The following is a 25,238-nucleotide window of genomic DNA, read 5'->3' as shown; positions in this document are numbered from 1 at the left end:
AATTGAACAATAAGGGTTAAATTTTGGATTTAGATTGCTGTTTATAAAGCGCTTTAAAATGATATAATCCTGAAATTGCCATCCCTAAAAATACCGCATATAATCCACTGGTTAAGTATAACCCCCGTGAAGCATATAAGGGAACATAAATCACATCAACCGCAATCCATAAATACCAACTTTCCACATAGCGTTCCATTAAATACAGTTGAGCGATCGCACTGACAACAGTTGTTAACGCATCCCAAAATGGTGCCGCTCCTTGAATGGCAATTAATACAGTTCGTAATCCCAAAACACTGGGAATAAATGCGATCGCACTGATAATCAATCTGAATTGAGGAACATGACTAATCTGTTTTTCCGTTTGATTTTCTCCTCCTTGTAACCAAATTAAAATTCCTTGAATGCTGGTGATCAAATAAAAGATTTGAATTCCCACATCTGCATAGAGTTTAACTTGATAAAATACTATCGCATAAGTCACAACTCCGACTAACCCAATCCACCACCCTAAAGGATTATTTCGTGCTAATAATCCCACACTCCAGGCACAAGTTACACCCGCAACAGCTTCTAATAAACTCAGTTGTACGCTCCAAATTTGTTGAAAAGGTAAGATTAAAATCAATCCTGTTCCGATAACAGCAAAAACAAGCATTATTCTATTTTTATTCATGGTTTTTTAGGGATGGGGATTAGTTCAAAAACTCAGTCAAGTTCTTGAATCTAATCTGTAAACCATGATAATTTTATCAGAATTCCTATTAATTCTTCATCCATAAAAAAAATCGTCCTGATTATTCATCAAACGGACGATTATAAACCTTCGTAGAGATAATCTAGCCTGACTCAAGGTAACAAATGAGGGTAAATTTAATCCTCTATTTGAAGAAAGATTTACCCTTCACAGAAACCGGTGATCAAGCTTTACTAAGCCCAACGATTTTCCTCATCGGCGGGATCACCATAGGGATCTTCACTGGCTGGGCGAACATTGCCAAACTGTCCATATTGCCCATAATCGGCGGGATCACCATAGGGATCTTCACTGGCTGGGCGAACATTGCCAAACTGTCCAAATTGTCCCTGATCAGCCGGATCACCATAAGGATCTTCACTAGCGGGATAAACTCGCTGATTTTCATCATCATTGTATTGCTGCTCATCGGGATTTAAGAAAGAATCAGCCATTTTTCGTAAAAAACCATCAACCATGATTTTGTTCCTTTTTCTATGAATTGAATTAGTGAAAAAATTGTTAATGAAGCGATCGCTTTTTTAACGAGCCGGGACAGAATTTTGTACAACATCATTGATATCTAAACCTGAAGTTCTGCCGTTATATCCCTTAAAATCTTCATAGGCACGGGCTTCTTCTTCAGGAACCTGAATTCCTTCTGGCGGAGGAGTAACCCAATGGGCGCGACCTTCTGCATCTCGATAATAAACACGACCATTTTTAGATAAATAATGTTTACCTTGTGGCCCGTTTTCTGGTCGATTTTTATGCTGATTATAGATGTAGTAAAGAGCCGCCGCCCCGACTAAAATAGCCACTTTTTGACCATTAGATAATCCCGGTCTTGCTTGAGATTGTCGTGAAGGTGGAGGCGCAACAGTTCCCCCCCTGGTATCGTCCACCGGAGGCGGAGGACTATTATAACTTTGAGAACCGCCACAAGCATTTAAAAAGGGAACCATCAACAACCCAGACATTAATAACGCCATAGGTTGTGAAAATTTGTGACGTTTTGGGGGGGATAGTGTTTGCATTGCGCCTCCTATTTTTCAAGGGAAACAGGATAAAGGATAAAAACAGTTTTTTTGATTGGTGCTGTTATTAAATGTTTTAAAATTCAGGCTAAAAAAATTAAAACAAAAACAGCGTTCTGTCATCAAACAGCACGTAAACTATGGGCTGTTTATATGCTTTAATTTTGAACGAAATGATTTAATTAAACATCTGACTATAGAAATAAAAGCAAAAACAATATTGAACCAGAAGGACTATATAGAACGGTGTGTACTCCTGTCAGCTAGATCACAAAAACCCGGTTTCATAAAAGTTACCGGGTCTTTAATGTTCACTGTCTGAGAAGAGATTGAAAACGAATCAATGCTTATCCATTGACCACTTCACCCCCGTTGGGATGCAGCACTTGTCCGGTCATATAAGAGGCATCTTTTGAAGCTAAAAACACATAACAGGGGGCAACTTCCGCAGGTTGACCGACCCGTTGCATGGGGACTTGTTGACCGAAGGTGGCGACTTTATCTTCAGGGAAAGTTGCCGGAATTAACGGAGTCCAAATCGGGCCAGGAGCAACGGCATTGACCCGAATATTTTTCTCAACTAAATTTTGAGAAAGGGCGCGAGTAAAGGCAACAATAGCTCCTTTTGTTGAGGAATAATCGACTAAAGTGGGATTACCTTGATAAGCTGTAACCGAGGTGGTATTGATAATAACGCTACCTGGATGCAGGTGATTAATGGCCGCTTTGGAAAGATAAAACATTGAAAAAATATTGGTGCGGAAAGTCCGTTCTAACTGTTCTGCACTAATATCTTGGAAGTTTTCTTGAGGATGTTGTTCGGCTGCATTATTGACTAAAATATCGAGATGTCCGAACTCTTCGGCGGTTTGTTTAACGGCTTCCCGACAGAAATCTTCATCCCCAATATCACCCGGAATTAATAAACAACGCCGACCTTCTTGTTCGACGAGTTTTTTTGTTTCTTCTGCGTCTTCTGTTTCGTTTAAATAAATAATAGCAACATCAGCGCCTTCTTTAGCGTAGAGAACGGCAACAGACCGCCCAATTCCACTATCACCACCCGTAATTAAAGCGGCTTTATCTTTGAGTTTATTACTGCCTTGATAGTCAGGATCAACAATTAAGGGAGCCGGATTCATTTCCGTTTGCAATCCCGGTTGTTGATTTTGATGCTGGGGGGGTCTTTCTTGTTGTTGAGTTGGCATAATTAGATTCTTCAAAGATGAGGTTTACACCAGAAATTAGAATTCTTTTCTCTGTTAAAAACAGTAGGGATTTTAAGAGGCTTTCTTCCTCTGTCAGAAGTTATAAATTAATGTAAATTATAAAAATATAACGGTTTTAACTAGAGTTGGATAGCTACACCCATCACTCTGCTCATGATCAGGTTAAAACTTAACTGAATAATCCAACAGATCTAATTGTGAGATTAATTTTAAAAATATAGCAAGTCTAAATCAATCCTATAAAATAGTAAACTTGATTATTAATGCCCAAAAATACTGTAATTTCTAGGTAGGGGCGAGGCGCGCCTCGCCCCTACAATAATTTTGTAATCAAAACAGTTGTACAATTGATTTATACTTACTATAGATCTAATTAGATCAGGGGTTGAGTTATGAAAAAGATCATGGTAAAATTCATTCTATTAAAATGAATGATGATTTAAAATAAGGCTTTCAGGGTATTCATAAAATCTCTTGGGATTTTCCCTAACGGCGTTATAATTCTTAACTCATTAAACTTTGAAAATTGACTCTATAGTATCTCATGAACCTAGCCTATATTTTGAAAGACTCGAATTACAAGCTATCACAGTTTAACTCTAGGGAAATTGAACAACTAGAACAGTCAATTATCCTCAAGTCCAGTAAAAGCGGTGAAATTCCCTACACGGTTTGTTTGGTTCGCAAAAAAGATGTAAAACTGACACCAGAAGAAGCAATTCGGCAATTATATTTACGAGTGTTAACGGGACGATTTCACTATCCCATTGATCGTATTCAAGTAGAATATGGTGTGAATTTTGGGCGAGAAGTCAAACGGGCTGATATTGTGGTGATGGACAAAGACCGTTTGAATACGGTTTATATCATTATTGAACTCAAAAAGCCAAAACTCAAGGACGGTAAAGATCAGCTTCGCTCTTATTGTAACGCTACGGGCGCGCCTATTGCAGTCTGGACAAATGGCGATCAAATTTCTTATTACCAACGCAAAGATCCCAACTATTTTGAAGATATTCCGGGTTTACCTAATGCTAACCAAACCTTAGCCGATATTCTACAAATTAAGTTTACCCTAGAAGATTTAATCGCTAATGATAAGTTAGTCAAAGAAAAGAAATCTCTCAAAGCCTTAATTGAAGAAATGGAAGATGAGGTCTTAGCTAATGCGGGAGTAGATGTATTTGAGGAACTGTTTAAACTGATTTTTACTAAACTTTATGATGAGTGGTATTCAGGACAAGGAAACCGCCGCAAAACTCGCTCTTTAGAGTTTCGCAATACGGGACAAACGGAAGCAGCCCTCAAAACTAAGATACAAAGTTTATTTGATAGTGCCAAGAAGAAATGGGAAGGGGTTTTTAGCGACGATGCCAAAATTAGTCTCACGCCTTCTCACCTTTCCGTTTGTGTTTCATCTTTAGAAAATGTCAAACTCTTTAACTCTAATTTAGATGTTATTGATGAAGCATTTGAATATTTGATTAACCAAAGTAGCAAAGGAGAAAAAGGGCAGTTTTTCACGCCTCGTTATGTAATTGATATGTGTGTCAAAATGTTGAATCCTCAAGAGGATGAATACATGATTGATACGGCGGCTGGTTCTTCGGGGTTTCCTGTCCATACAATTTTTCATGTCTGGCGGCAGATTTTGGAGGATGAGGGATTATCAGCCAGCCATTTATTCTCATTAGAAGATAAGCCTCCCCGTTGTCGAGAATATGTAGAACAAAAGGTGTTTGCTATTGATTTTGATGAAAAGGCGGTGCGGGTTGCGCGGACATTAAACCTGATTGCTGGAGATGGACAAACCAATGTATTGCATTTGAATACTTTGGATTATGAAATGTGGGATGAAGTCACCCAGCAGGAAGATTGGCAAAACGTTTATTTTGAGGGTTTTAAGCGCTTAAAAAAATTGAGATTGAAAGGTAGTCAAGATTATCGAGAATTTCAGTTTGATGTGTTGATGGCTAATCCGCCTTTTGCTGGAGATATTAAAGAACCACGCATGATAGCCCGTTATGATTTGGCTAAAAAAAGCGATGGTAAATGGCAAACGAAAGTCGGGCGAGATATTTTATTTATTGAACGCAATCTCGATTTTTTGAAGCCGGGAGGACGAATGGCGATTGTTTTACCCCAAGGACGGTTTAACAATTCTTCTGATAAATATATTCGAGATTTTATTGCAGAACGTTGTCGAATTCTGGCAGTAGTTGGGCTACATGGAAATACGTTTAAGCCGCATACAGGGACTAAAACATCGGTGTTATTTGTGCAGAAGTGGAATGATGATCCCAAAGCTGGGGTACTCTGTCCACGTCAGGATGATTATAATATCTTTTTTGCCACGATGCAAAGGTCGGGTAAGGATAATTCGGGGGAAAAAATTTATGTTAAAAACTCTGATGAATCAGGTGAGTTTTTGTTAGATGATAACCTCCATTTGATTGTCGATCATGATTTATTTAATCATGAAGGAAAGACGCAAGATGGAATTGCTGAGGCGTTTATTGAGTTTGCAAAAAAGGAGAATCTCAGTTTTTTTAAGTTAAGCCCATCTGTTACGCCGTTTGATGCTGTGAAGTATCAAAGGTTGATGGATGGGCTGGAAGCGATTAATTTAACTCTCTCTGAAGTTCTCAAAGAAAATGATGTTTTTAGGATTGACAATGATTTCTTTCAAAAAGAGTTTTTGTTAATTAGTAAGAAATTTAAGAACAATCACACTTTAGAAGAGTACACAAAATCAATTGTATGCGGCCCATTTGGATCGACCATTCAGGACGATACATATCAAGAGACTGGCGTAATAGTAGTTAGACCTTTCAACTTGGTGGATTTCAAAGTTGAAAATACTAATCTAGTTTATATTTCTGAGAACGACATCGTAAAAAAGGGTTTAAAGCTCTTTAAAAAGGGAACTTTATTTTTCTCTAGAGTTGGCGACGTCAGATGTAGTGTTCTTACACAGAACGAAGTCACCATAAGCCCAAACATTATTGCTGCCGAACTAAACAACGAGCAATACAGTCCTTACTTCCTAAGTATATTTTTTAATTCAAGGTTTGGGATGTTACAGATTTTGAGAGCCGTCAAAACAGTTGCCCAACCAACAATATCTACCGATACTGTAAGGCGTTTAAAATTACCGAACATTAGTAAACAGTTTCAAAATCAGTGTGAGAAGTTACTGCTGTATGCCTTTGAAATAGAAATAAAAAGTCAAGAATTCTATCAACAAGCCGAAGACTTACTATTATCAGAACTCAACTTTAAAAACTGGCAACCTACTGAAGAAAATATTGCTGTCAAGAGTTTTAAAGAGTCTTTTTTGTCGTGCGATCGCCTAGACGCTGAGTATTACCACGCAAAATATGATCAAGCAGAAAAGGTCATTAAAGATTGTGGCTTTCCGACTCAAAAATTAGGTTCATTGATTGAACCCATTCAAAACGGTTTTGACTATCGAGAGTATACGGAGGAAGGTACACCTTACATTCGTGTTGGTGATATAAAAAACGGACTCATTAACCTCGAAAGTGCTGTAAAAATTCCAATTACAATGGCTGATGTTAATAAACCTGTCGGTTTACAATTAGGAGATATTCTTTTCACTCGTAAAGGTAGTTTTGGTAATTCCGCAGTTGTTACAGAACAAGAAATCAACGGGATTATTAGTAGTGAAATTATGCTTATACGTTTAGCCCCAATTTATAAAGAAGCAATTCTACCAGAATATGTCAGCTTATTTTTAAATTCAAAATTTGGCTATTTACAGGTTGAGCGTAGAGTTCATGGTGTGGCTTACTATAGTATTTCTCAACCAGATTTAGCCAATGTACTAATTCCAATCTTGCCGAAAATTCAACAGCAAAAGATTGTTGAGAAGATCAAATCATCATTTTTACTAAAACAAAAATCCAAACAACTCCTCGAAATTGCTAAAATAGGAGTAGAACAAGCAATAGAAACCGATGAGGAGACAGCGACTATTTGGATTAATCAGCAACTTAAATTATTAGGAGTCAATCTAAAAACTACCAGTTAAACCATTTTGGAGTAGCAATGAAAGCACTTAAAGTTATGGCAATGATTAATGAGCAAGGACAACTAACCTTAGATCATCCTCTCCTAACAGATAAAAATAGTCGTGTAGAAGTTATTATTTTAATTCCAGAACAGACAGATCTGGATGATAAATCTCAAGCAGAAGTCTTAAGAGAATTTGAACAACAGACGACACAAAGTAAAGAAGATGCCTAAAAAACTCCTCGAAATTGCTAAAATATGAGTAAAACGAGCAATGGAAACCGATGAAGAGACAGCGACTATTTGGATTAACCAGCAAATTAAACGATTAGGAGTTAACCTACCATGATTGCTCAAACTGAGACAAAAACCTATACCCCTGAAGAATATTTAGAACTTGAAATTGCCTCTGAAACCCGCAATGAATATCGCAATGGAGAAATTATTCCGATGACTGGTGGAACACCCGACCATAACGAAATTGCAGGAAACCTTCACACTTTGCTTAAACTAACCTTAAGAGGTCAATCTTATCGTATTTTTATCACGGATCAACGCCTTTGGATTCCAGCAGTTAGCCTCTATACCTATCCTGATGTAATGGTACTTCAAAAGCCCTTAGAACTGCAAACTGGACGCAAAGATACGGTATTAAATCCTTGCTTTATTGCGGAAGTTCTATCTAAATCCACCCAAAACTATGATCGTAGTGAAAAATTTGCTTCCTATCGCACCATTCCCACTTTCCAAGAATATCTGCTCATCGATCAATATCGAATTCATATCGAACATTATGTTAAAACTGCTGTCAATCAATGGATGTTTTCGGAATACGACGATCCCAATATTACCCTATCTTTTAGTAACTTTGAAACGCAAATTTTAATTGCTGATCTCTATGAAAATATCGACTTCGATAACCAATAATTTAACAATTTAAAAATCAGGAATTAATCTAATAAAATTAAGTATAAAATCATGAAAAATAGAGAATTTTATGTTGTTATTGAACGGGATGAAGAGGGAATTTATATGGGTGAAGTTCCACAACTGAAGGCTTGCTACAGCCAAGGAGAAACTATTGATGAACTCATCCAAAATATCCGTGAAGTGATTGAAATGTGTCTTGAAGAATTAGAAGAAGATTCAACCACCGAGTTTATTGGTGTGCAGAAGGTAGTGATCTAATGGCAAAACTTCCAAACCTAACTGGAGAAGAACTGATCGCTGCGCTGCAAAAAGTAGGCTTTTGTGTCGTCAGTCAAAATTATGATTTTAACTCAAATATTTAAGACGTTCAACAGCCTCTAAAGCTTTTAAATAGTAAGCAATATTTCCTGTGTCTTTAAATAAACTAGCTGCTTTCTCCAAAAATGAGTTAAATTCCAAAAAATACCGAGATTCCCTTGTAGGGGTGAGGCGCGCCTCACCCCTACAGTTTGTTGATCTCAGGTAATTTATAAAACAGATTCAGATTTAAGCTAACTACCCCTTTTATTAAAACTTAAACCGCAACTTTTTGACCCAGTTTTTCAGAAGCAGTAATCACTTCTTGTCTTGACCAACGATCTGCCTCTATAATATCTTCTAAAGTCGGATTTTGACGATTATCAACTTGATGGCGATCGCAAGTTAATTCAATCACACGAGGAATATCTAAAAACTCAATTTTTTCCTCTAAAAATAAAGCAACCGCCTGTTCATTTGCTGCATTTAAAACCGCAGGCATCGAACCCCCAGCCCTGCCAGCAGCATAAGCTAGAGACATACAAGGATATTTTTGATCATCCGGTGCTTTAAACGTTAAACTACCCGCTTTAACGAGATCCAAACGTTCCCAATTCGTGTAAATTCGTTCCGGCCAAGACATGGCATATAATATCGGTAAACGCATATCCGGCCAACCCAATTGAGCTAAAACAGACGTATCTTGTAATTCAATTAAAGAATGAATAATACTTTGAGGATGAATCACAATTTCAATATCATCATAATCCAATCCAAACAAGAAATGAGCTTCAATAACTTCTAAGCCTTTATTCATCATTGTTGCTGAATCAACGGTGATTTTTTTACCCATTGACCAGTTAGGATGGGTAATGGCATCCGCCACTTTTACGTCTTTTAATTTCTCAACAGGCCAATCTCGAAATGCACCCCCAGAAGCGGTTAAAATAATTTTCCTTAATCCTCCTTTGGGTACTCCTTGTAAACATTGAAAAATGGCTGAATGTTCGGAGTCGGCGGGTAATAATTTAACCCCATGTTTTTCGATTAACGGATTGACAACGGGCCCCCCAGCAATTAAAGTTTCTTTATTAGCCAAGGCGATATCTTTTCCGGCTTCAATGGCGGCAATGGTGGGTAATAATCCCGCACAACCGACGATTCCGGTAACAACCGCTTCCGAGTCTCCATACCGAGCAACTTCGATGATTCCCTCATCCCCAGCTAACAAAATCGGTTGGGGATTAATATCGGTGATGAGAGCTTTTAAGTCCGGTAACTGGTTGGAATCACAGATAGCAACAATCTGAGGGCGAAAGGCGCGAATTTGTTGGGCTAACAGGGTGATATTGCGTCCGGCGGCGAGTCCGACAATCCGAAACTGTTCGGGAGATTCTGCTACAATGTCTAAGGTTTGAGTCCCGATGGAACCTGTAGAACCCAAAAGTGTAATTGCTTTCATCTTTTCTTAAGAACTATTGTTAGAGTCGATAGGAGCGTTACCACTCCTACCTCTCGTTCAGAACCGTGCGTGAGACTTTCACCTCACACGGCTCCTTGATAATTCCATCCTTGTTATGGATACGATTCAAAACGGATTATTGTCATAGCTCTCAACTATTGTTTTAGCTAGAGAACTATCTTTAGCCGTTTTTGTGTCGTGACAATGTTTGTGTAGAAGTTGAAGGTTTTCGTAGGTGTCTTTTCCACCTAATGATGTTGGTTGAATATGGTCAACTTCTACAATGTCTGTACTTGTGAAATACAGACCACAGTGAGGACAAATCCCTTTTTGTTTCTTAATAAGTGTTGCCACTCTTTTAGGAGTTTCTGGATATTCGCCTCGTCGTTTACTCCAATAAATCCAGTTGCCATCGAACGGACTAGCTTTTCCCCTAACCTTTGTATGCCTTACGATTGGCGTACTGACATGAGTGATTAATTCTAATCCATCTTCTGTACTGAAACACCAATTTCTGTCGCCTACTGTTCTCCAGTATTTGTCTTTATTGATGCTCCCTTTTCCCCTCCTTCTTGTCCATGCTCTCAGCTTGTCACAAATTAGATGGTCAACTTTTGAGAAGGTTTCCTTACTAACTACTGTTGAGTAATAGTTTGACCAGCCTCTAATAATTGGATTCAGCTTACTAATTAAAGCTGCTTGTGGTGCGGTCTTATGGGTATCTATTACTTCAGCTATTTTGACAAGATGAGTTTTGATTTTAGTTTTTGAGGGTGTGATTAGTGTCTTAAAACCTAAAGGTGTTCCCTTCTTGTTTTTTGCACATCGGTAGTTGCCTACTTTGTGTTGTTGAATGTGGAATCCTAAAAACTCAAACCCAACGTTTCCATCAATTTCGTTGAAGGTGTGGGTTATTTTTGTTTTACTTGGTTTTAATTCTAGTCCCAAGTCACTTAACCAATCAGCGATTATCTCTTGACATTTTTTGACAACTTTTAAATCCTCATGGATGATTACAAAGTCATCAGCATATCGGATTAGACTAAGGGCATTACGGTTACTCTGTTTTTCCCCTTTTAGAGTTTCTGCATATTGCTTGACTCTTTCTTCCATTCCATGTAAGGCAATGTTTGCAAGTAGAGGTGATATTACCCCTCCTTGTGGTGTACCATCATGGGTAGGAAAAGGTTCTTTTCCTGCACAGTACCCTGCTTTAAGCCATGATTTAATTTGGCGGTTTAATGTAGGGTATGTGTGTATTTTTGAGATTAACGCTTTATGGTTAATGCGGTCAAAGCATTTTGAAATATCAGCATCTAGCACATATTTGGCTTTTTGATTGATACTGCTGAATATTGCTCCGATTGCATCGTGACAGGAACGTCCGGGTCTGAAACCATAGCTGTTTGGCTCGAATTTAGCTTCCCATTCTGGCTCTAACGCTAGTTTAACTAACGCTTGTAATGCACGGTCGTCTATTGTGGGTATCAAGAGTGGACGAGTTTCGGTTGTTCCCGGTTTGGGTATCATTACTCTACGAGTAGGTTTTACCTTGCCTGTCAACTTGAGTCGTCCTACAAGGCTCATCCGTTGTTTTGGTGTTAGAGATTGGATTCCATCCACCCCTGCGGTATTTTTGCCTTGATTATCTTGCGTTACCCGACGGACAGCGATACATTTTGCCGACCACGACCTAATCAGGGTTTTTTGAAGTTTGCGAACTGCTTTAACATCGCCTCGAGAACTCGCTTGAAATATGCGCTTTTGCAACTTGAAAGTCACCTTCTCTAGCTTGCGCCAGTTGATGTCTTTCCATTCCACCGTCTGATTTTTATTCAGCGTTTTAGATTTATTCATTGCTACTTGTTCTATTTCTTTGGAATTACCGAGTATCTGTCAGCATATCCTTGTCATTACAACAAGGCATTCGCTTCTGATACCATCCCTTCCCTACCTATCATTCGTTAGCTACTTACTGGTTATCGACCTTTACCAGAGATAGTTAGGGGTTACTTCGTTCCGATTACACATTTGTTTGAAGTCTTTAGCGTGATGCTATCCACCGGGTTTGTTGGGCGGTGCTTATAAGTCGATCATCAACTCGCTTATGCCCTATCCTTGCCTTTTTGGCTTGGTGTTTATCAGTTCTTTACCATGTTTTTCAATGGTTTTATTCCTGATTCAGCCATTACACCATTTACGGTCACGATGGTTCAGACACATCTTTGCTTACGCTACGCATGGACTTCTGGCTCGATAGTTACCAGATTTGGCTACCAGTAGTTCTACCTTTTAACCCCGCTTTAATCTGTTGGTTGCTACCCAGACAAACTAGGGGTTATGCTTTCACCTCCGCACTTGAGGGGTGGGACTTAACTCACGGAGTTTCACCCACAAATGTAATCAGTTGTCCTTAACTGTTTAGACAGTTAGGCTAACCGTCCCATAAGCCAAAAGGCTTATTTTAGGTTAAACGAATCGCACTGATATAACCATAGTACGATGGTTGATCCCCATTGCTGAATTCCCCTTGACAAATGTTTCAGAAGATTCACAACTCAGGTAGACTAAATTGCGGTGTGAATCATGAACAAAATGCAAACTTACCCTGACCATTCCGAAGTTTCAACGTCCATTAACACGAAGGGCTTATTTTCTTTTTCGATTTGGAAAATTATAGCGATTGCCACAATTATTCTATTTTTATATAGCAGTCTGCGTCATTTCTTATTTCAATCAACAGCTTATGATTTAGGAATTTATGATCAAATTATATACTTAATGAGCCAAGGAAGTCAACCTATTTCTTCCTTTTTAGGGTTTCATTTTTTAGGCGATCATGCTGCCTTAGCTATCTATCCTTTAGTCTTCTTATACAAGCTATATCCAACGGTTTATTGGTTATTTCTAGTTCAGGCAATTTGCTTGGCTTCAGCGGCTGGAATTACTTGGAAATTAGCGCGTTTATCGGGATTAGATCAACGATTAGCATTAGCGGTTGCCATTGCTTATTTGCTGTATCCTGAAATTTTTAATATTAATTTATTTGATTTTCACCCGGATGTTTTAGCTGTTCCGGCAATTTTTGGGGCAGTTTTAGCAGCCAAACAGAAAAAATTTATCTGGTTTATTCTAGCAATTCTTTGGATTTTAGCTTGTAAAGCGGTGTTTAGTTTAACGGTAATTGCCATTGGCTTTTGGTTAATCTTTTTTGAACAACGTCGTTTCTCTGGAATGATAGCCATTGCGTTAGGAATTGCTTGGTTTTTACTGGTGACTCAAGTTATGATTCCGTTTTATAGTGGTCAAGAAGCCGCCGGAGTCTCTCGCTATCCCTATTTAGGAAATTCAGTTTTAGAGGTTATTTTTAATACCCTTTTCAAACCTCAATTTGTTTTAGGGAAATTACTGTCTATTGAGACTTGGGTTTATTTCTTGGAATTTAGTATTGCAGTAATTTGGTGGCTAAATCCTCAAAAATTCATTGCTTTAATTCCAGCCATTCCCACGTTATTACTGAATCTATTATCTATTGACCCCATGCAACGCAGTTTAATCTATCAATATTCCCTTCCGGCTTTACCGTTTTTATTCTTAGTAATGATTAGAACCTTAGCCGCAGAAAAGCCGGGACTGGGGAATAGTTTATGGAGTTTATGGAAGAAATTTCAGAAGAATACTCTCCCCAAACCCCCCTTATCTTCAGAGGAAATGAATATAAATTCTCCCAATTCTCACCCTCCTTTAGCACAGAAGGGAATTGAAAAACCTTATTCTAATTTATTCACAATTCCCCATGAAAAACTCCCCCAATGGATTGTACTTTGGTCAAGTTTAGTCTTCTTATTATGGGGAGATCATACCCAAGTTTTAGGCTATTTTACTCGCATTGATAATTGGTCAGCAACCCGAAATGCCGTTACCCAAATCCAAACTAAAGGAGGCGTTTTAACCGATAACCGACTTGCACCCCATTTCACCCATCGAGAAACCATTAAATTACTGAATCAAGTGTCACCGGACTTTGATTTAAAAGAATTTGATTATGTCATTTTAAATTTACGCCATCCTTGGCCGGATACAAAAGATTTAGGGGAAAAATATGTCACTCAATTGAAAGCAAAATCTAATTTTAAATTATCCTATGAAAAAGATAATGTGTTAGTGTTTAAGCGAATTTAATCGAATTCCCATCGGTAAAAGCGAGAACAATACCTTAAAATATTGCCCTCGATTTTACCGATTTTATACTCTATTTATTCGAGCCAAACTGGAAGGGTAAACCAAAAAGTTGCCCCTTGGTTAGGACTAGAAATTACCCCAATTTTGCCCCCATGAGCGGTAATAATTTGCCGACACAGATATAAACCTAATCCTAACCCTTTTATTTTGCTGAGATGGTTTTCTCGTTGAGAAAGGTGAAACAAAGTTGACCGATCTTCGCTATTAATTCCCACCCCATTATCAGAAACAGTACAGCGAACGAAAGACGGATGATTTTCTACTGAAATTACTTCGGCTGCAACCGTTAAAGTAATCCCTGGAGCGTTATATTTAATTGCATTAGAAAATAAATGTTCAAATATTCGCAAAAGTTGGTGAGAATCTGCTTTAACTAAAGGTAAATTTTGAGAAATATTACTTTTTAATAAAGCTTGATTTTTGGTAATAATCGGTTGCCAATCTGCTACTAAAGTCTGAATGAAAGTATAGATAGACAGGGGTTTACACTCTAAAGAAACCCCTTGAATTTCGATATCCGTTGTTTCTACTAAAGAATTAATCAAGGTTAATTGGCGATCGCAACTATTCACCATCCGTGCTATAATATCTCTAGGGACGATAATACCCGATGAATCTGACACTAAATTTTTGGTCAGTAAACTTTTTAATCCTTTCAAGATTATTGTCATCGGATTTTTTAAATCCTGGGATATGGCATGAATCAACAAGCTTAATTTAGATTCTATATTTTGACGGTGTTGAATTTCCTGTTTTAACTGTTCATTTTGTGCTTGTAGTTGTTTTTGTTGTTGACGAATCATCAATTGAGTTTTCACCCGAACTAACACGTCCTGAACATGAAAAGGTTTACTAATATAATCGACTCCCCCCACATCAAACGCTAAAACTTTATCTAAAGGGTCATTTAAAGCACTCAGAAATATAATCGGAATATCCTGATAATTAACAGACTCTTTCAGAAATTTTGCCACTTCATAGCCATTCATTTCTGGCATCATAATATCTAATAAAATTAAATCAGGAAGAATCGCTTCCACCGCTTGAATAGCGCGTTTTCCATTCATGGCTTTGCGAACTTTATAACCTTGTTCTAATAACATGGAAGATAACAAACGTAAATTATCGGGGGTATCATCCACGATTAAAATATCTACAGGTTGAGCAGGAGAAGAATCAGAAGAATGAGTCATAACTTTAAAAAGATTAAATTACAAGTTTTGTGATATCACTAATGGTATCTAATCGAAATTCATCTACTAATAATGTCAGAATTTCTGCTAGTTCTACTTGAGAATCAGGAATTTGTTGAATTAACTCACTAACCCAGCTATCATCTCCACTCACCGCCGCCTGATGCAATTGTTGAACCCATGCTAACGGTATTTTCTGAAACATTTCTGGCGTTAAGGATTGAATTGAGTTGACCGATGGGGAATCCTGGGGACTTTCGTTTTCATAGATATATTGAATTCCCAAATATTGAGCCATTTTATCAAATAATTCCGCCTCTTGAAAAGGTTTTCTGACAATATCATCACATCCGGCTTCTAAAATAATATGTTCTTCATCCTGTAACGCACTCGCCGTTAAAGCAATAATCACCGTATTTTTTCCTTGGGGTCTTTGTTTAATCTGACGAGTTGCGGTATATCCATCCATCACAGGCATTCGCATATCCATCCAAATTAACTGCGGTTGATATTGTTCCCAAACTTGAATTGCTTCTAACCCATTCTCAGCCTCAAGAACTTCAAATCCGATGTTTGTTAATAACCGTTTCACTAATAACCGATTTTCAACAACTTCATCAACAACTAATATTTTATAGTTGGGTTGATTCGGTAATAAACCAATAACTTTACCGAGAGGTTGCTGGCGTGAACTTTCTGAAAATTCTGCCTGAGTTGTCAATATTGTAAATTGAAAAATACTCCCCACCCCAAATTGACTACTAACGGTAATATCTCCCCCCATCATCTGCACAAACTTTCGACTAATTGCTAACCCTAACCCTGTGCCTTGTTGGGATTTTTTGCCGGATTCTGTTTGCACAAAAGCATCAAATAAATCCTGAATTTCTTCGGGTCTAATTCCCATTCCAGTATCTTCTACTTCAAAACTCAGATACAGTTTATTATTGCTGTTTTCTCCAGGTAAATGTTCCTGAAAGGGTAAGGGTTTTACCCGCAATATTACTTGACCTTTTTTCGTAAATTTAATCGCATTCCCCAATAAATTAATTAACACCTGACGTAATTTTTTTTCATCACTAATAATATACCGAGGAACCTCCTCACTAGATTGAACTATAAACTGAAGTCCCTGAGAAGTCGCTCTAATTTTCAACATTCCTTCTAAGGTATCCAAGAATTGATAAAGATCAAAACTTTGTTCAATTAATATAATTTTTCCCGCTTCTATTTTGGATAAATCTAAAATATCGTTAATCAGTTCTAATAAATGTTCACCACTGCGATTAATAATCTTTAACTCTTGAGAACCTTGGGAAAAAGTGGGGTTGCGGGACATCAATTGACTAAACCCTAAAATGGCATTTAATGGCGTTCTTAACTCATGACTCATATTCGCCAAAAAGGTACTTTTAGCACGATTCGCTGCATCTGCGGCTTGTTTTGCTTCTTCTAATTCATGGGTTCGTTCTGCAACTTTCTGTTCTAAACTTTTTGAATATTCTTCTAATTTATTATAAGATTGTTTTAACTGAATTCGCATTTGATTAAACGCTTGTGCTAACCGTCTTAATTCATAAATGGGTTTGCGCTGAACAGGTGTTCCCCAATTTCCTTTGGATAACCCATCCGCCGCTTGACTGAGTTCAAAAATCGGTTGACTTACCCAACGACTGGTAATAATTCCTAAAATAATAGCGGCTCCTAACGCTCCTAAACATAATAAAATAGTAATGCGATTATTGTCATGGATATGTTTCATAAAATCTGATTCAGGAATCACCACGACGACGAACCAGTTTAAACCATACTGATCTTTGTAGGGAAGCACTTGTAGAAAATGTTTTTGTCCATTCCAAGTAAATTCTAATTGTTGTAATGTTTGAATTTGGTTAAATTGATGAAAATTTTGAATTAAATATTTCACCGTTGATTGAGTTAATTGATTAGAACTTTCAATCGCTTTTAAGGGTTTTGCGATTTGATTTTCTTCCGATTTAATATAGGGTTTTTCTTCTGTAGAAGTAGCGACTAACTGCCCTAACTCATCTACAATAAAAGTCTGAGCAGCAGGACTAATTTTAATATTATGTAAAAAATCTCCAATTAATTCTAATAGTAAATCAACCGCTATTAATCCTTTAAGATTACCCGTTTGATCATAAATCGGTGTAGCCAAAGTAATTCCTACATCCCCTCTGGAAAAAGTATAAACACCACTCCATTTTGTTTGATTCGCTTGCATTGCTTGTTGATACCAAGGTCGAGTTTTAGCATCATAAAGATCAGTAGCAATCCGTTGAGTTCGATTTCCTTTTTCATCTAATTGATAAATCGCTCGTTTGGGAAAATTTTCACTAATTAAAGAAAGAAATCCTTGAGAAGAAGTATAATTAACTAAAACAATTTCTCCTTGAGGATTAGCAAAATAAATCCCTTGAATAGATTTTAATAATTGAATTTGTTTAAAAAATCGTTGTTCTAAAAGCTGAGAATTGTTTAAATTTAAAATTCCCAATTGAACGGCTTCTGCATTAATTTGATTTAAAAAATAAGGTTTAGCTAAATAGTTATCCAAACGTTCTTGAATCCGATTGGCAATTTCTTGTTGTAATTGCGTGACTAAATCATTAATTGCTTTTTGTCCATTCCGATAGGATAAATACCCCGTTAATCCGACCGCAACAATAATTTGTAGCAGAAACGGAATAATTAAAACTGTTCGCAACCGAACTTTCCCTGATAGTTGCCTGATATAATGATTAAAAGGGTTCATGGTTAGCCCTCAAGGGGAATTGCCCTGATAATATCATGTTATTGGCAGGGAATCTCAATGATAAATTCTGTTCCTTGTCCGTCTTGACTCTTAAATTCCAACTTCCCGCCATGACCTTTAACAATCACTTGATAGCAGATAGCCAGTCCCATTCCTGTCCCTTGACCTACAGGTTTTGTTGTAAAGAAAGGATCAAAAATCCGAGATTTAATGTCATCGGGAATTCCTAAGCCATTATCCTGAATAATAATTTGGATAAAATCGGAGTTTTTATTAGCAATTTTAATCGTAATTTTTCCATCTTTACCTCGCTCCTTAACGGCATCAATCGCATTATTTAACATCTGAAAAAACACTTGATTAATTTGACCCGCAAAACACTTGATTTTAGGAATTTTTTCATATTGTTTATGGACACTAATTTGATTCATTTTATGTTCTAATAAACTTAGACTACTTTCTAACCCTTCTGTTAAATCAACAAATTTTAATTCCGATTCATCCAAACGAGCAAAATCTTTTAAACTATTCACAATTGAGCGAATTCGCACACTGCCTTGTTCCATAGAATCGATTAAGTTAGGAAAGTCTTCTTGAATAAAATCTAATTCGATTTCTTCACTAATTTGACTGACAAACTCTGCCATTTCAGGACTAAATTCTCGACATTGATTTAAAGCATTCACCAAATTATCAACATACCCTCTGGCATGGGAAATATTAGCATAAATAAAGTTATTAGGATTATTAATTTCATGGGCAACTCCCGCTACCATTTGACCTAAACTTGATAGCTTTTCACTTTGAATCAGTTGCATCTGGGCATTTTTGAGTTCTTCTAAGGTCGCTTGTAACTGTTGAGTTTGAAGTTGATATTGCCAAGCGGTTTCTTGAACTTGGGTATAAAGTTGTGCTTGTTTAATAGCAATAGCTAATTGATCTGCGAGTTGTTGTAATCCTTCAATTTCCCAGGATTTCCAATAGCGAGGATGACTACATTCATGAGCAATTAATAATCCCCAAAGTTGATTATTCGATTGATTTTGTTCGGTTTCTCCCCCCATTAATATCGGGACAACTAAATTAGCTCGGACTTGTAACGCAGCTAAAAAATTCAGATGACAGGGATCTAAATCCGATTGATGAATATCATTAATTGCCCGAACTCGTCCATTTTTATAGAGGTTTCCATGTTGTTCAGGAAAACAATTATCTGTGATTTTATCCCCAAAAATTGACGGCCAAGGCACTCGATAATCCTCAACTTTAATTTCTCCTTGCCAACCGTCTATAAACTGATAAATTACGACTCGATCTGTATTCAAAACCTGCCGAACCCCTTGAACAGCCGTTTTTAAAATGGTATTTAATTCTAAACTACTGCGAATTTGATTAATCACTAACCGTAATAACGCTTCTTGTTCCGCTTTACAGCGAGTTTCTTGATATAATTGAGCATGATGAATGGCGATCGCTAAGGGAGATGCAATTCCATCTAACAGTTGAATTTCCCAATCTTGCCATTCCCGTTCTCGATCACATTGCTGAAGTCCAATAATCCCTTGAACTTCCCCTTGATAACGAACAGCAATGGCTAACATGGATTGAATTTCTAACTGATCAATTAAAGCTTTTGTTGTTTCTCCTAAACCCGGAAAGTCTTGAAATTTTGTCACCGCCAAAGGTTGCGATTGAGACAATAAAACCTGTAAATGCCGATTATCATTGACGCTGAGTTTAATTCCCAGTTGACTCGAATATTCCCCCGAATTATATTCACCTCGCGTCATAAATTCCTGCTCAGAGTTAGATTCTTTGACTAAAACACTCACCCGACTACATTTTATAATTTGACCCAGTTGTTGACAGGCAGAACTTAAAACTTTATCTAAATCTAAGGTACTAATAATTTCTTTATTAATCTGATTGAGTAGATCATAAAATTGAATCTGATGTTGATCTATATCGTCTTGCGATAAGGCAATCGAAGCCAGTTTTTCAGATTCACAATAGCTGAACATAGAGTTTTTGGGCCATGAACAGTAAGGAGCATCTAAATGAAGTATAGACATAGGAATGTACCCCATAAAAATCAAACTTTGATTTCCAATTTTTTAAGTTAAAATGAAGAAAAAATATCAGGTTAAAGGGGTTGATATTAAGAGATTAATCATCCGGGCGATCATCAGATTTTCGTCTTCACCGGAAACAGATCAGGTTTGAAGATGCACCCTCAACCCCAAAGGTTCTGTAAAGATATCTTAAGATATTGTTACATAAAAAAAAACTATTTCTTAAGATAGATGCGTCAATTCTCTTCATCCTCGATAGTCAGTGAACAGCCTTGGTTTGGATTAATGCTGGGAAATTCCCGCCGCCATTGGGCCAAACTAGCGGGTACAACCGTATTAGAAGCTTGGGATGAGGAAAATACGGAGCAACCCCCAACCTTCACAGACAATCTGCCCTTACTGGTGGCCTCTGTGGTTTCCGAACCCACTGAATACGGGGCAACATCCCCCCAGGTGCGAGCGTTAACCTTGGCAGACGTTCCCCTGAAGGGGATGTATTCAACTTTAGGCATTGATCGAGCCTTAGCCGTTTTCGGAGGCGGAACCTGCTATGGATGGCCAATTTTAGTCATTGATGCCGGAACAGCCCTGACTTTAACTGGAGCAGATGCCCACCAACGGTTAGTCGGCGGCGCGATTTTGCCCGGTTTAGGTCTGCAACAATCTTCCTTAGCCCAAAGAACGGCCACGTTACCAACGATTGAATTTTCCCAAAATCTACCCCAACGCTGGGCAACCGACACCCCAGAAGCCATTCAGAGTGGAATTATTTATACGCTATTGGCGGGAATGCACGATTTTATCAAAGCATGGCAAACAGAATATCCTAATAGTGCTGTTATTCTCACAGGAGGGGATCGCACCCTCTTACACCGTTACTTTACCAAGCAGTTTCCTGATAGGAAGACTCATCTTTTGGTTGATCCTCATCTAATATTTCGGGGGATGGTGGCTCTGAAAACTGAACATGGGTGGTAATAAACGTTCTAATCGATTGAGCAATCACTTCTGGCATTTGTACGGGTAAATTCGGTTGTCCGCCCTCAATAATTTGACATTGAGCCATCGGTGTAATTTCGGAATAGGTTTTACTGTGTTGATCAGCAATGGCAGTATCTTCATTTCCTTGTAAAACCAAAGTCGGCAACCTCAACTCATGGAGACGTTGATTCAGCATTTCCCCGTGAATTTCCGCCCACCGACGCTGATATAACAATTTATTCGCAACGGGCCACTGCAACATCATCTGCCGTTGGTTTAACTCAGCCTTAATTTTTTTTCCTTTTCCAAATAGACACGCTAAGGGATAAATCAGTTTCAAAAACCAAACCAAGGGGGAAAAATTAGCCGCTAATTGTCGGATTCGTCCCCATTCTTTTTTATAGTTGGGAAATTCCACTCCCTCCGGGGCAATCACCACTAAGCCTTTGACAGCATCGGGATATTCTAAAGCATAACGAGTGGCAATCCATCCGCCCAAACCGTGACCCACTAAACAAAATTCCTTCAGTTTCAGGGATTTAATTTGTTCGGCTAAACACTCCACTTCCAAACTAATAGAAGGGTGAATTTTCGTAAAAGATCGAGATTCTCCGCATCCCAAAACATCCGGTGCAACACAATGATATTCAACACTTAAATGCTGCATTAACGGAATCCATTGACTACTATCAGCCCAAGACCCATGCAGAAAAATAATCGTAGGGCCATAGCCTGCTTCACGCCAAAAAATCTGGCCTTGAGGAATTTGAACCCGGAAATGATGGAATAATTGATACATCCTAATTATTAATACAGTGGACAAACCTTAAGCTAACGTCGTCAGACCGTTTAAATAGTCCTGAAGATGACGTTCACAGTCATGACTGAAATCCGTGGGCAGGGATGTGATATCAAAGGCTTTAACCTCCGTAATTTCATGGATGTCCTGAACTTGACAGTTTCCTTGAACATCCGCTTCCACAACCACACAGATAGAATGAATTCGAGGATCTCGATCTGGCGACGAATATACACCCACTAAACGTCGAATTTTCACCAATTCTAACCCAGTTTCTTCAGCCAATTCCCGTTGAATGGTGGTTGAGATTTCTTCGCCCCAGTCTACCATGCCTCCCGGTAAAGCCCATTTGCCATTATCTCGACGTCGCACCAAAACAATTTGGCCATTAGGCAGAATGGGAATAATACTGGTTCCAGGGACGGGATGACGAAAAATAATCCCTAATACCGTTTGTCCAAAATTCCAAAACTGTTTCGCCCGTGATAAAACCAAAGTGCCTTCCTTCTCCTCTGATTAGACAACTCTCAACCCTTTATAGCTAGATCTTCACAGTTTTACATTCTTGGGACTTTGCCTCCTATCCGTATAAAAAGCATCAAATTCAAACACCGCTATTCTTTCGCCTAGGGCTTGCAAAATTTCTCGGTTATGGGTTTCGGGTTTAACTGGGCGGTAGATGGCTTGAATGGCACTCTCAGCATCAATCACAAAGCTATGACAACACACACCGATAAACTCTCTAAGATAATAGTATTATTTTCTGGGTATTTTCCCTAGAGGGGAACAAGGTTAATCCTGTTGGCTGCTTCAGCAGATGTTGTGTAGGGGCGAGGCGCGCCTCGCCCTTACGATGAATTGGATTTTAAGTCATTTATACAATTGATTTAGACTTGCTATAGAACCATTAGCATATCAACTGAGCCTAAAAAGAACAAGGTTGAATAATGGCTTTTTTGAGAAGTTTTTTATAATCTTGATTTTTAATAATATAAGAGCCAAATCGTTCTAAATGGGGATTATTCATTTGAGCATCAAAGAGAATAAATTTTCTTTCAATTAATCGTTCTACTAATTTAACCATTGCCACTTTAGAACCATCAGGAATATTAAAAAACATCGATTCTCCAATAAACGCTCCCCCAATCACAATACCTAATATTCCTCCGGCTAACTCACCTTCTTTCCAGGTTTCAAAACTATAGGCAAATCCCGCTTGATTTAAGGCGTGATAAATTTGCTTTAATTCCGAGGATATCCACGTTTCTTCCCGATTAGCGCACCCTTCCACAACAGCGTTAAAATCTTGATTAATCGCAACCGTAAACCGATTTTGATTCAAAACCCGTTGCAAAGAACGCGGATAACGAAATTGTTCATTCAGGGGAATCAGCGCCCGTTCTCGACTAGAATACCATCCCAGGCTATCTTCCCCGTCATTTGCCATCAAAAAGTATCCTTGTGCATACCCTTGGATAATGGCGCTAACATCATATTGCATAGGTGACAAACTTTGCTATGATTTGAATACGATATTAACGGCTATTACCTCATCTATGCTAAATCTTAATTCATCCTTTATGTTGGAAAGTACCTTAACGAAACTCCTCAACAAAACCGAGAAAACTTGGGGTTATCTGCAAATCTATCAACGGGGGGAATTTTACTATCTCAGTATTCCCGGACATGGGGAAGATATTCTTAAATTTAAAGGAAATGATTCCACCTATTCTTATCAATTATATTGGTATAAACGTCCGAATCCTTCTGTCTTTGTCGAAGCCAAAACTCAAAAAACCTATAGAAAAGAAACGAAAACTTATGATAAAGCCAAAAGCTTTCAAGTTTGTTTTAAACGAGAAGCGAATTCTATAGAGTCTGCCATTAATCGACTATTTGCTGAATTAGTTAAAACTAAAATTTCTGAAGAATACACCGGAAAAGACTCTCCTATTATCACCCTGGTTCAAGACTAGAATCCTTCAATTTTATCGTCAACTATCAACTTTCAACTTTCAAGCCTATATGAATGAACCGATTACCCCAATTACCTTACCCCCTAGTGAAAATCTGCAACAGGAAGGAGAATGGTTAAAACAAACCTTACACACTTGGTTAGATGAACAATTTATCCCCGAAGCTGTCAATGAAACTATAGCAGAACGCGCCGCTAAAATTTATATTCGTCAGCGCATGGAAGGAGAAAATGATGTCGGTTCTTTAGTAATTGCTATTGTTACCGAAATGGAATCCTTTGATTTTTCCAAAAGCTTTTTTGGGGAATTTGCAATTGCCAATGCCGTTAGTGATTTGTTATTAGATAGTTTAGGCATTGAGCGCTGCTGTGGACGGGAACGATTCGTACACCAACCGTTATCAGGGCGAGAAAACCTCGCCCCGAAAACGGATGAGGAATAGTCTGTTACCAACTGGACTTGACAACGCCCGGTAATAACCCTTGGTGCGCCATTTCGCGGATGACGTTGCGAGATAATCCAAAATCCCGATAATAGCCTCTAGGACGTCCGGTTAACCAGCAACGGTTACGCACCCGGGTTTTAGAACTATTGCGAGGTAATTGTTGAATTTTGCGGTGAATTTCCATTTTTTCCAGTTGAGACTCTGCTTGCTCAAACTGTTCTTTTAGTTCAGCGCGTTTTTCAGCATATTTCTCTACTAATTTTTTGCGCTTTTTATCGCGCTCAATCATGCTTTTCTTAGCCATATTAAGGCTGTCTTCCTCCTAAATGATTATTTATGCTTTAGCCTAGACGTTTTTCTGCGTTGGGGACGGTTGCCCCTTGAACAGATGGGCATAAATCAGACAATTCACAATTATAACACGCTGGACTCCTGGCTGTACAGATAGCGCGACCGTGATAAATTAAGCGAATTGACCAATTTTCCCAGTCTTCTTGGGGAATCAACTCCATCAAATCCCGTTCTATGCGAATGGGGTCAGTCTGGGTTGTCAGTCCTAACCGTTGACTTAGGCGTTTGACATGGGTATCCACCGTGACCCCCAGATTAATCCCATAGCCATGACCTAACACCACATTAGCCGTTTTCCGAGCCACTCCAGGGAGTTCTAACAACTGTTCCATCAATTTTGGCGGTTGTCCCCCGTATTTTTCGGCGATGAGTTGACAGGCGGCTTTAATATGGCGAGCTTTATTGCGATAGAACCCCGTTGACCGGACTAAGGTTTCCAGTTCTGTAATATCGGCTTTCCCTAAACTTTCGGCGTCAGGAAATCGAGCAAATAAGGCTGGAGTCACTTGATTGACTCGTTCATCTGTACATTGGGCTGACAGAATTGTTGCCACTAATAATTGCACTGGAGTTTGATAATTTAAACTACAAGTGGCATCAGGATAAAGGCGTTTGAGTCGCAATAAAATTTCTAAAGCCCGTTGTTTTGTTCCCCGCTTTTTCTGAGTTACCAT

The 25,238-nt window shown here is 38.3% G+C and carries 21 protein-coding genes and 2 pseudogenes; 8 read left to right on the top strand and 15 right to left on the bottom strand.

Annotated elements, in window-relative coordinates:
• Window positions 1-16: 16 nt before the first annotated feature.
• The 4 genes from pnuC to IQ236_RS00425 all read right to left on the bottom strand — a co-directional run bounded on the left by pnuC (window position 17) and on the right by IQ236_RS00425 (window position 2,984).
• Window positions 17-679 (bottom strand): nicotinamide riboside transporter PnuC, encoded by a 663-nt coding sequence (gene pnuC, locus IQ236_RS00440; protein ID WP_193867459.1) that lies wholly within the window; start codon window positions 677-679, stop codon window positions 17-19.
• A 254-nt stretch (window positions 680-933) separates the two neighbouring features.
• Window positions 934-1,218 (bottom strand): translation initiation factor, encoded by a 285-nt coding sequence (locus tag IQ236_RS00435; protein ID WP_193867458.1) that lies wholly within the window; start codon window positions 1,216-1,218, stop codon window positions 934-936.
• 63 nt (window positions 1,219-1,281) lie between these two features.
• Window positions 1,282-1,776, bottom strand: coding sequence for a hypothetical protein (locus IQ236_RS00430; protein WP_190524959.1), 495 nt, complete (start codon window positions 1,774-1,776; stop codon window positions 1,282-1,284).
• Window positions 1,777-2,123: 347 nt separating this feature from the next.
• Window positions 2,124-2,984 carry an SDR family oxidoreductase gene (locus tag IQ236_RS00425; protein WP_193867457.1) on the bottom strand — a complete coding sequence of 287 codons (861 nt, stop codon included), beginning with the start codon at window positions 2,982-2,984 and terminating at the stop codon, window positions 2,124-2,126.
• 565 nt (window positions 2,985-3,549) lie between these two features.
• Here IQ236_RS00425 and IQ236_RS00420 point away from each other — a divergent pair.
• The 4 genes from IQ236_RS00420 to IQ236_RS00405 all read left to right on the top strand — a co-directional run bounded on the left by IQ236_RS00420 (window position 3,550) and on the right by IQ236_RS00405 (window position 8,228).
• Entirely contained in the window at window positions 3,550-7,059 is a 3,510-nt protein-coding gene (locus IQ236_RS00420) for an N-6 DNA methylase (protein ID WP_193867456.1), read from the top strand.
• A 17-nt stretch (window positions 7,060-7,076) separates the two neighbouring features.
• Complete coding sequence (locus tag IQ236_RS00415; RefSeq protein WP_193867455.1) at window positions 7,077-7,274, top strand: hypothetical protein; 198 nt, start codon at window positions 7,077-7,079, stop codon at window positions 7,272-7,274.
• Window positions 7,275-7,385: 111 nt separating this feature from the next.
• Entirely contained in the window at window positions 7,386-7,967 is a 582-nt protein-coding gene (locus tag IQ236_RS00410) for a Uma2 family endonuclease (RefSeq protein ID WP_193867454.1), read from the top strand.
• Window positions 7,968-8,018: 51 nt separating this feature from the next.
• A complete protein-coding gene (locus IQ236_RS00405; RefSeq protein WP_193867453.1) occupies window positions 8,019-8,228 on the top strand; it encodes a type II toxin-antitoxin system HicB family antitoxin in 210 nt (69 codons plus the stop codon).
• Window positions 8,229-8,544: 316 nt separating this feature from the next.
• Here IQ236_RS00405 and dxr read toward each other — a convergent pair whose 3' ends face one another.
• Complete coding sequence (gene dxr / locus IQ236_RS00400; RefSeq protein WP_193867452.1) at window positions 8,545-9,729, bottom strand: 1-deoxy-D-xylulose-5-phosphate reductoisomerase; 1,185 nt, start codon at window positions 9,727-9,729, stop codon at window positions 8,545-8,547.
• A 46-nt stretch (window positions 9,730-9,775) separates the two neighbouring features.
• Window positions 9,776-11,586 (bottom strand): annotated as a pseudogene (gene ltrA / locus IQ236_RS00395) (group II intron reverse transcriptase/maturase).
• Window positions 11,587-12,315: 729 nt separating this feature from the next.
• Here ltrA and IQ236_RS00390 point away from each other — a divergent pair.
• Complete coding sequence (locus tag IQ236_RS00390; RefSeq protein WP_193867450.1) at window positions 12,316-13,911, top strand: DUF2079 domain-containing protein; 1,596 nt, start codon at window positions 12,316-12,318, stop codon at window positions 13,909-13,911.
• Between the two features lie 74 nt (window positions 13,912-13,985).
• Here IQ236_RS00390 and IQ236_RS00385 read toward each other — a convergent pair whose 3' ends face one another.
• From IQ236_RS00385 to IQ236_RS00375, 3 genes are read right to left on the bottom strand one after another with little or no spacing between them, the layout of a single operon-like run.
• The gene (locus IQ236_RS00385) at window positions 13,986-15,164 is read right to left on the bottom strand and encodes a hybrid sensor histidine kinase/response regulator (protein ID WP_193867449.1); all 1,179 of its coding nucleotides are present in this window, start codon (window positions 15,162-15,164) and stop codon (window positions 13,986-13,988) included.
• 13 nt (window positions 15,165-15,177) lie between these two features.
• Window positions 15,178-17,940, bottom strand: a complete 2,763-nt coding sequence (locus IQ236_RS00380; RefSeq protein ID WP_193867448.1) for a hybrid sensor histidine kinase/response regulator — start codon at window positions 17,938-17,940, stop codon at window positions 15,178-15,180.
• Window positions 17,941-17,978: 38 nt separating this feature from the next.
• Window positions 17,979-20,012, bottom strand: coding sequence for a GAF domain-containing protein (locus IQ236_RS00375; protein ID WP_193867447.1), 2,034 nt, complete (start codon window positions 20,010-20,012; stop codon window positions 17,979-17,981).
• Between the two features lie 231 nt (window positions 20,013-20,243).
• Between IQ236_RS00375 and IQ236_RS00370 the strand changes: the two genes are divergently transcribed.
• On the top strand, window positions 20,244-20,990 hold the full coding sequence (locus IQ236_RS00370) for a pantothenate kinase (protein WP_193867446.1): 747 nt from the start codon (window positions 20,244-20,246) through the stop codon (window positions 20,988-20,990).
• On the opposite strand, the gene IQ236_RS00365 is transcribed toward IQ236_RS00370, so the two are convergent.
• The 4 genes from IQ236_RS00365 to aat all read right to left on the bottom strand — a co-directional run bounded on the left by IQ236_RS00365 (window position 20,893) and on the right by aat (window position 23,293).
• Window positions 20,893-21,792 (bottom strand): alpha/beta fold hydrolase, encoded by a 900-nt coding sequence (locus IQ236_RS00365; protein WP_190524929.1) that lies wholly within the window; start codon window positions 21,790-21,792, stop codon window positions 20,893-20,895. The genes IQ236_RS00370 and IQ236_RS00365 overlap by 98 nt on opposite strands.
• Window positions 21,793-21,819: 27 nt before the next feature.
• Window positions 21,820-22,287 carry an NUDIX domain-containing protein gene (locus tag IQ236_RS00360; RefSeq protein WP_193867445.1) on the bottom strand — a complete coding sequence of 156 codons (468 nt, stop codon included), beginning with the start codon at window positions 22,285-22,287 and terminating at the stop codon, window positions 21,820-21,822.
• Window positions 22,288-22,341: 54 nt separating this feature from the next.
• Window positions 22,342-22,503 (bottom strand): hypothetical protein, encoded by a 162-nt coding sequence (locus IQ236_RS00355; RefSeq protein WP_228041350.1) that lies wholly within the window; start codon window positions 22,501-22,503, stop codon window positions 22,342-22,344.
• A 214-nt stretch (window positions 22,504-22,717) separates the two neighbouring features.
• Window positions 22,718-23,293, bottom strand: coding sequence for a leucyl/phenylalanyl-tRNA--protein transferase (gene aat / locus IQ236_RS00350; protein WP_193867443.1), 576 nt, complete (start codon window positions 23,291-23,293; stop codon window positions 22,718-22,720).
• Window positions 23,294-23,348: 55 nt separating this feature from the next.
• On the opposite strand from aat, the gene IQ236_RS00345 reads away from it, so the two are divergent.
• Together IQ236_RS00345 and IQ236_RS00340 are read left to right on the top strand one after the other, a co-directional pair.
• Window positions 23,349-23,768, top strand: a complete 420-nt coding sequence (locus tag IQ236_RS00345; protein WP_190524923.1) for a hypothetical protein — start codon at window positions 23,349-23,351, stop codon at window positions 23,766-23,768.
• Window positions 23,769-23,817: 49 nt separating this feature from the next.
• Window positions 23,818-24,144 (top strand): annotated as a pseudogene (locus IQ236_RS00340) (hypothetical protein); the annotation flags it as partial.
• Window positions 24,145-24,214: 70 nt separating this feature from the next.
• Here IQ236_RS00340 and rpsN read toward each other — a convergent pair.
• Together rpsN and nth are read right to left on the bottom strand one after the other, a co-directional pair.
• Window positions 24,215-24,517: a 30S ribosomal protein S14 gene (gene rpsN, locus IQ236_RS00335; RefSeq protein ID WP_072721335.1), complete on the bottom strand. Its 303-nt coding sequence runs from the start codon at window positions 24,515-24,517 to the stop codon at window positions 24,215-24,217.
• A 37-nt stretch (window positions 24,518-24,554) separates the two neighbouring features.
• A complete protein-coding gene (gene nth / locus IQ236_RS00330; RefSeq protein WP_193867442.1) occupies window positions 24,555-25,238 on the bottom strand; it encodes an endonuclease III in 684 nt (227 codons plus the stop codon).

Source organism: Planktothrix mougeotii LEGE 06226 (assembly GCF_015207485.1).
Taxonomy (GTDB): domain Bacteria; phylum Cyanobacteriota; class Cyanobacteriia; order Cyanobacteriales; family Microcoleaceae; genus Planktothrix.
This window is presented reverse-complemented; position numbering and strand designations above follow the sequence as displayed.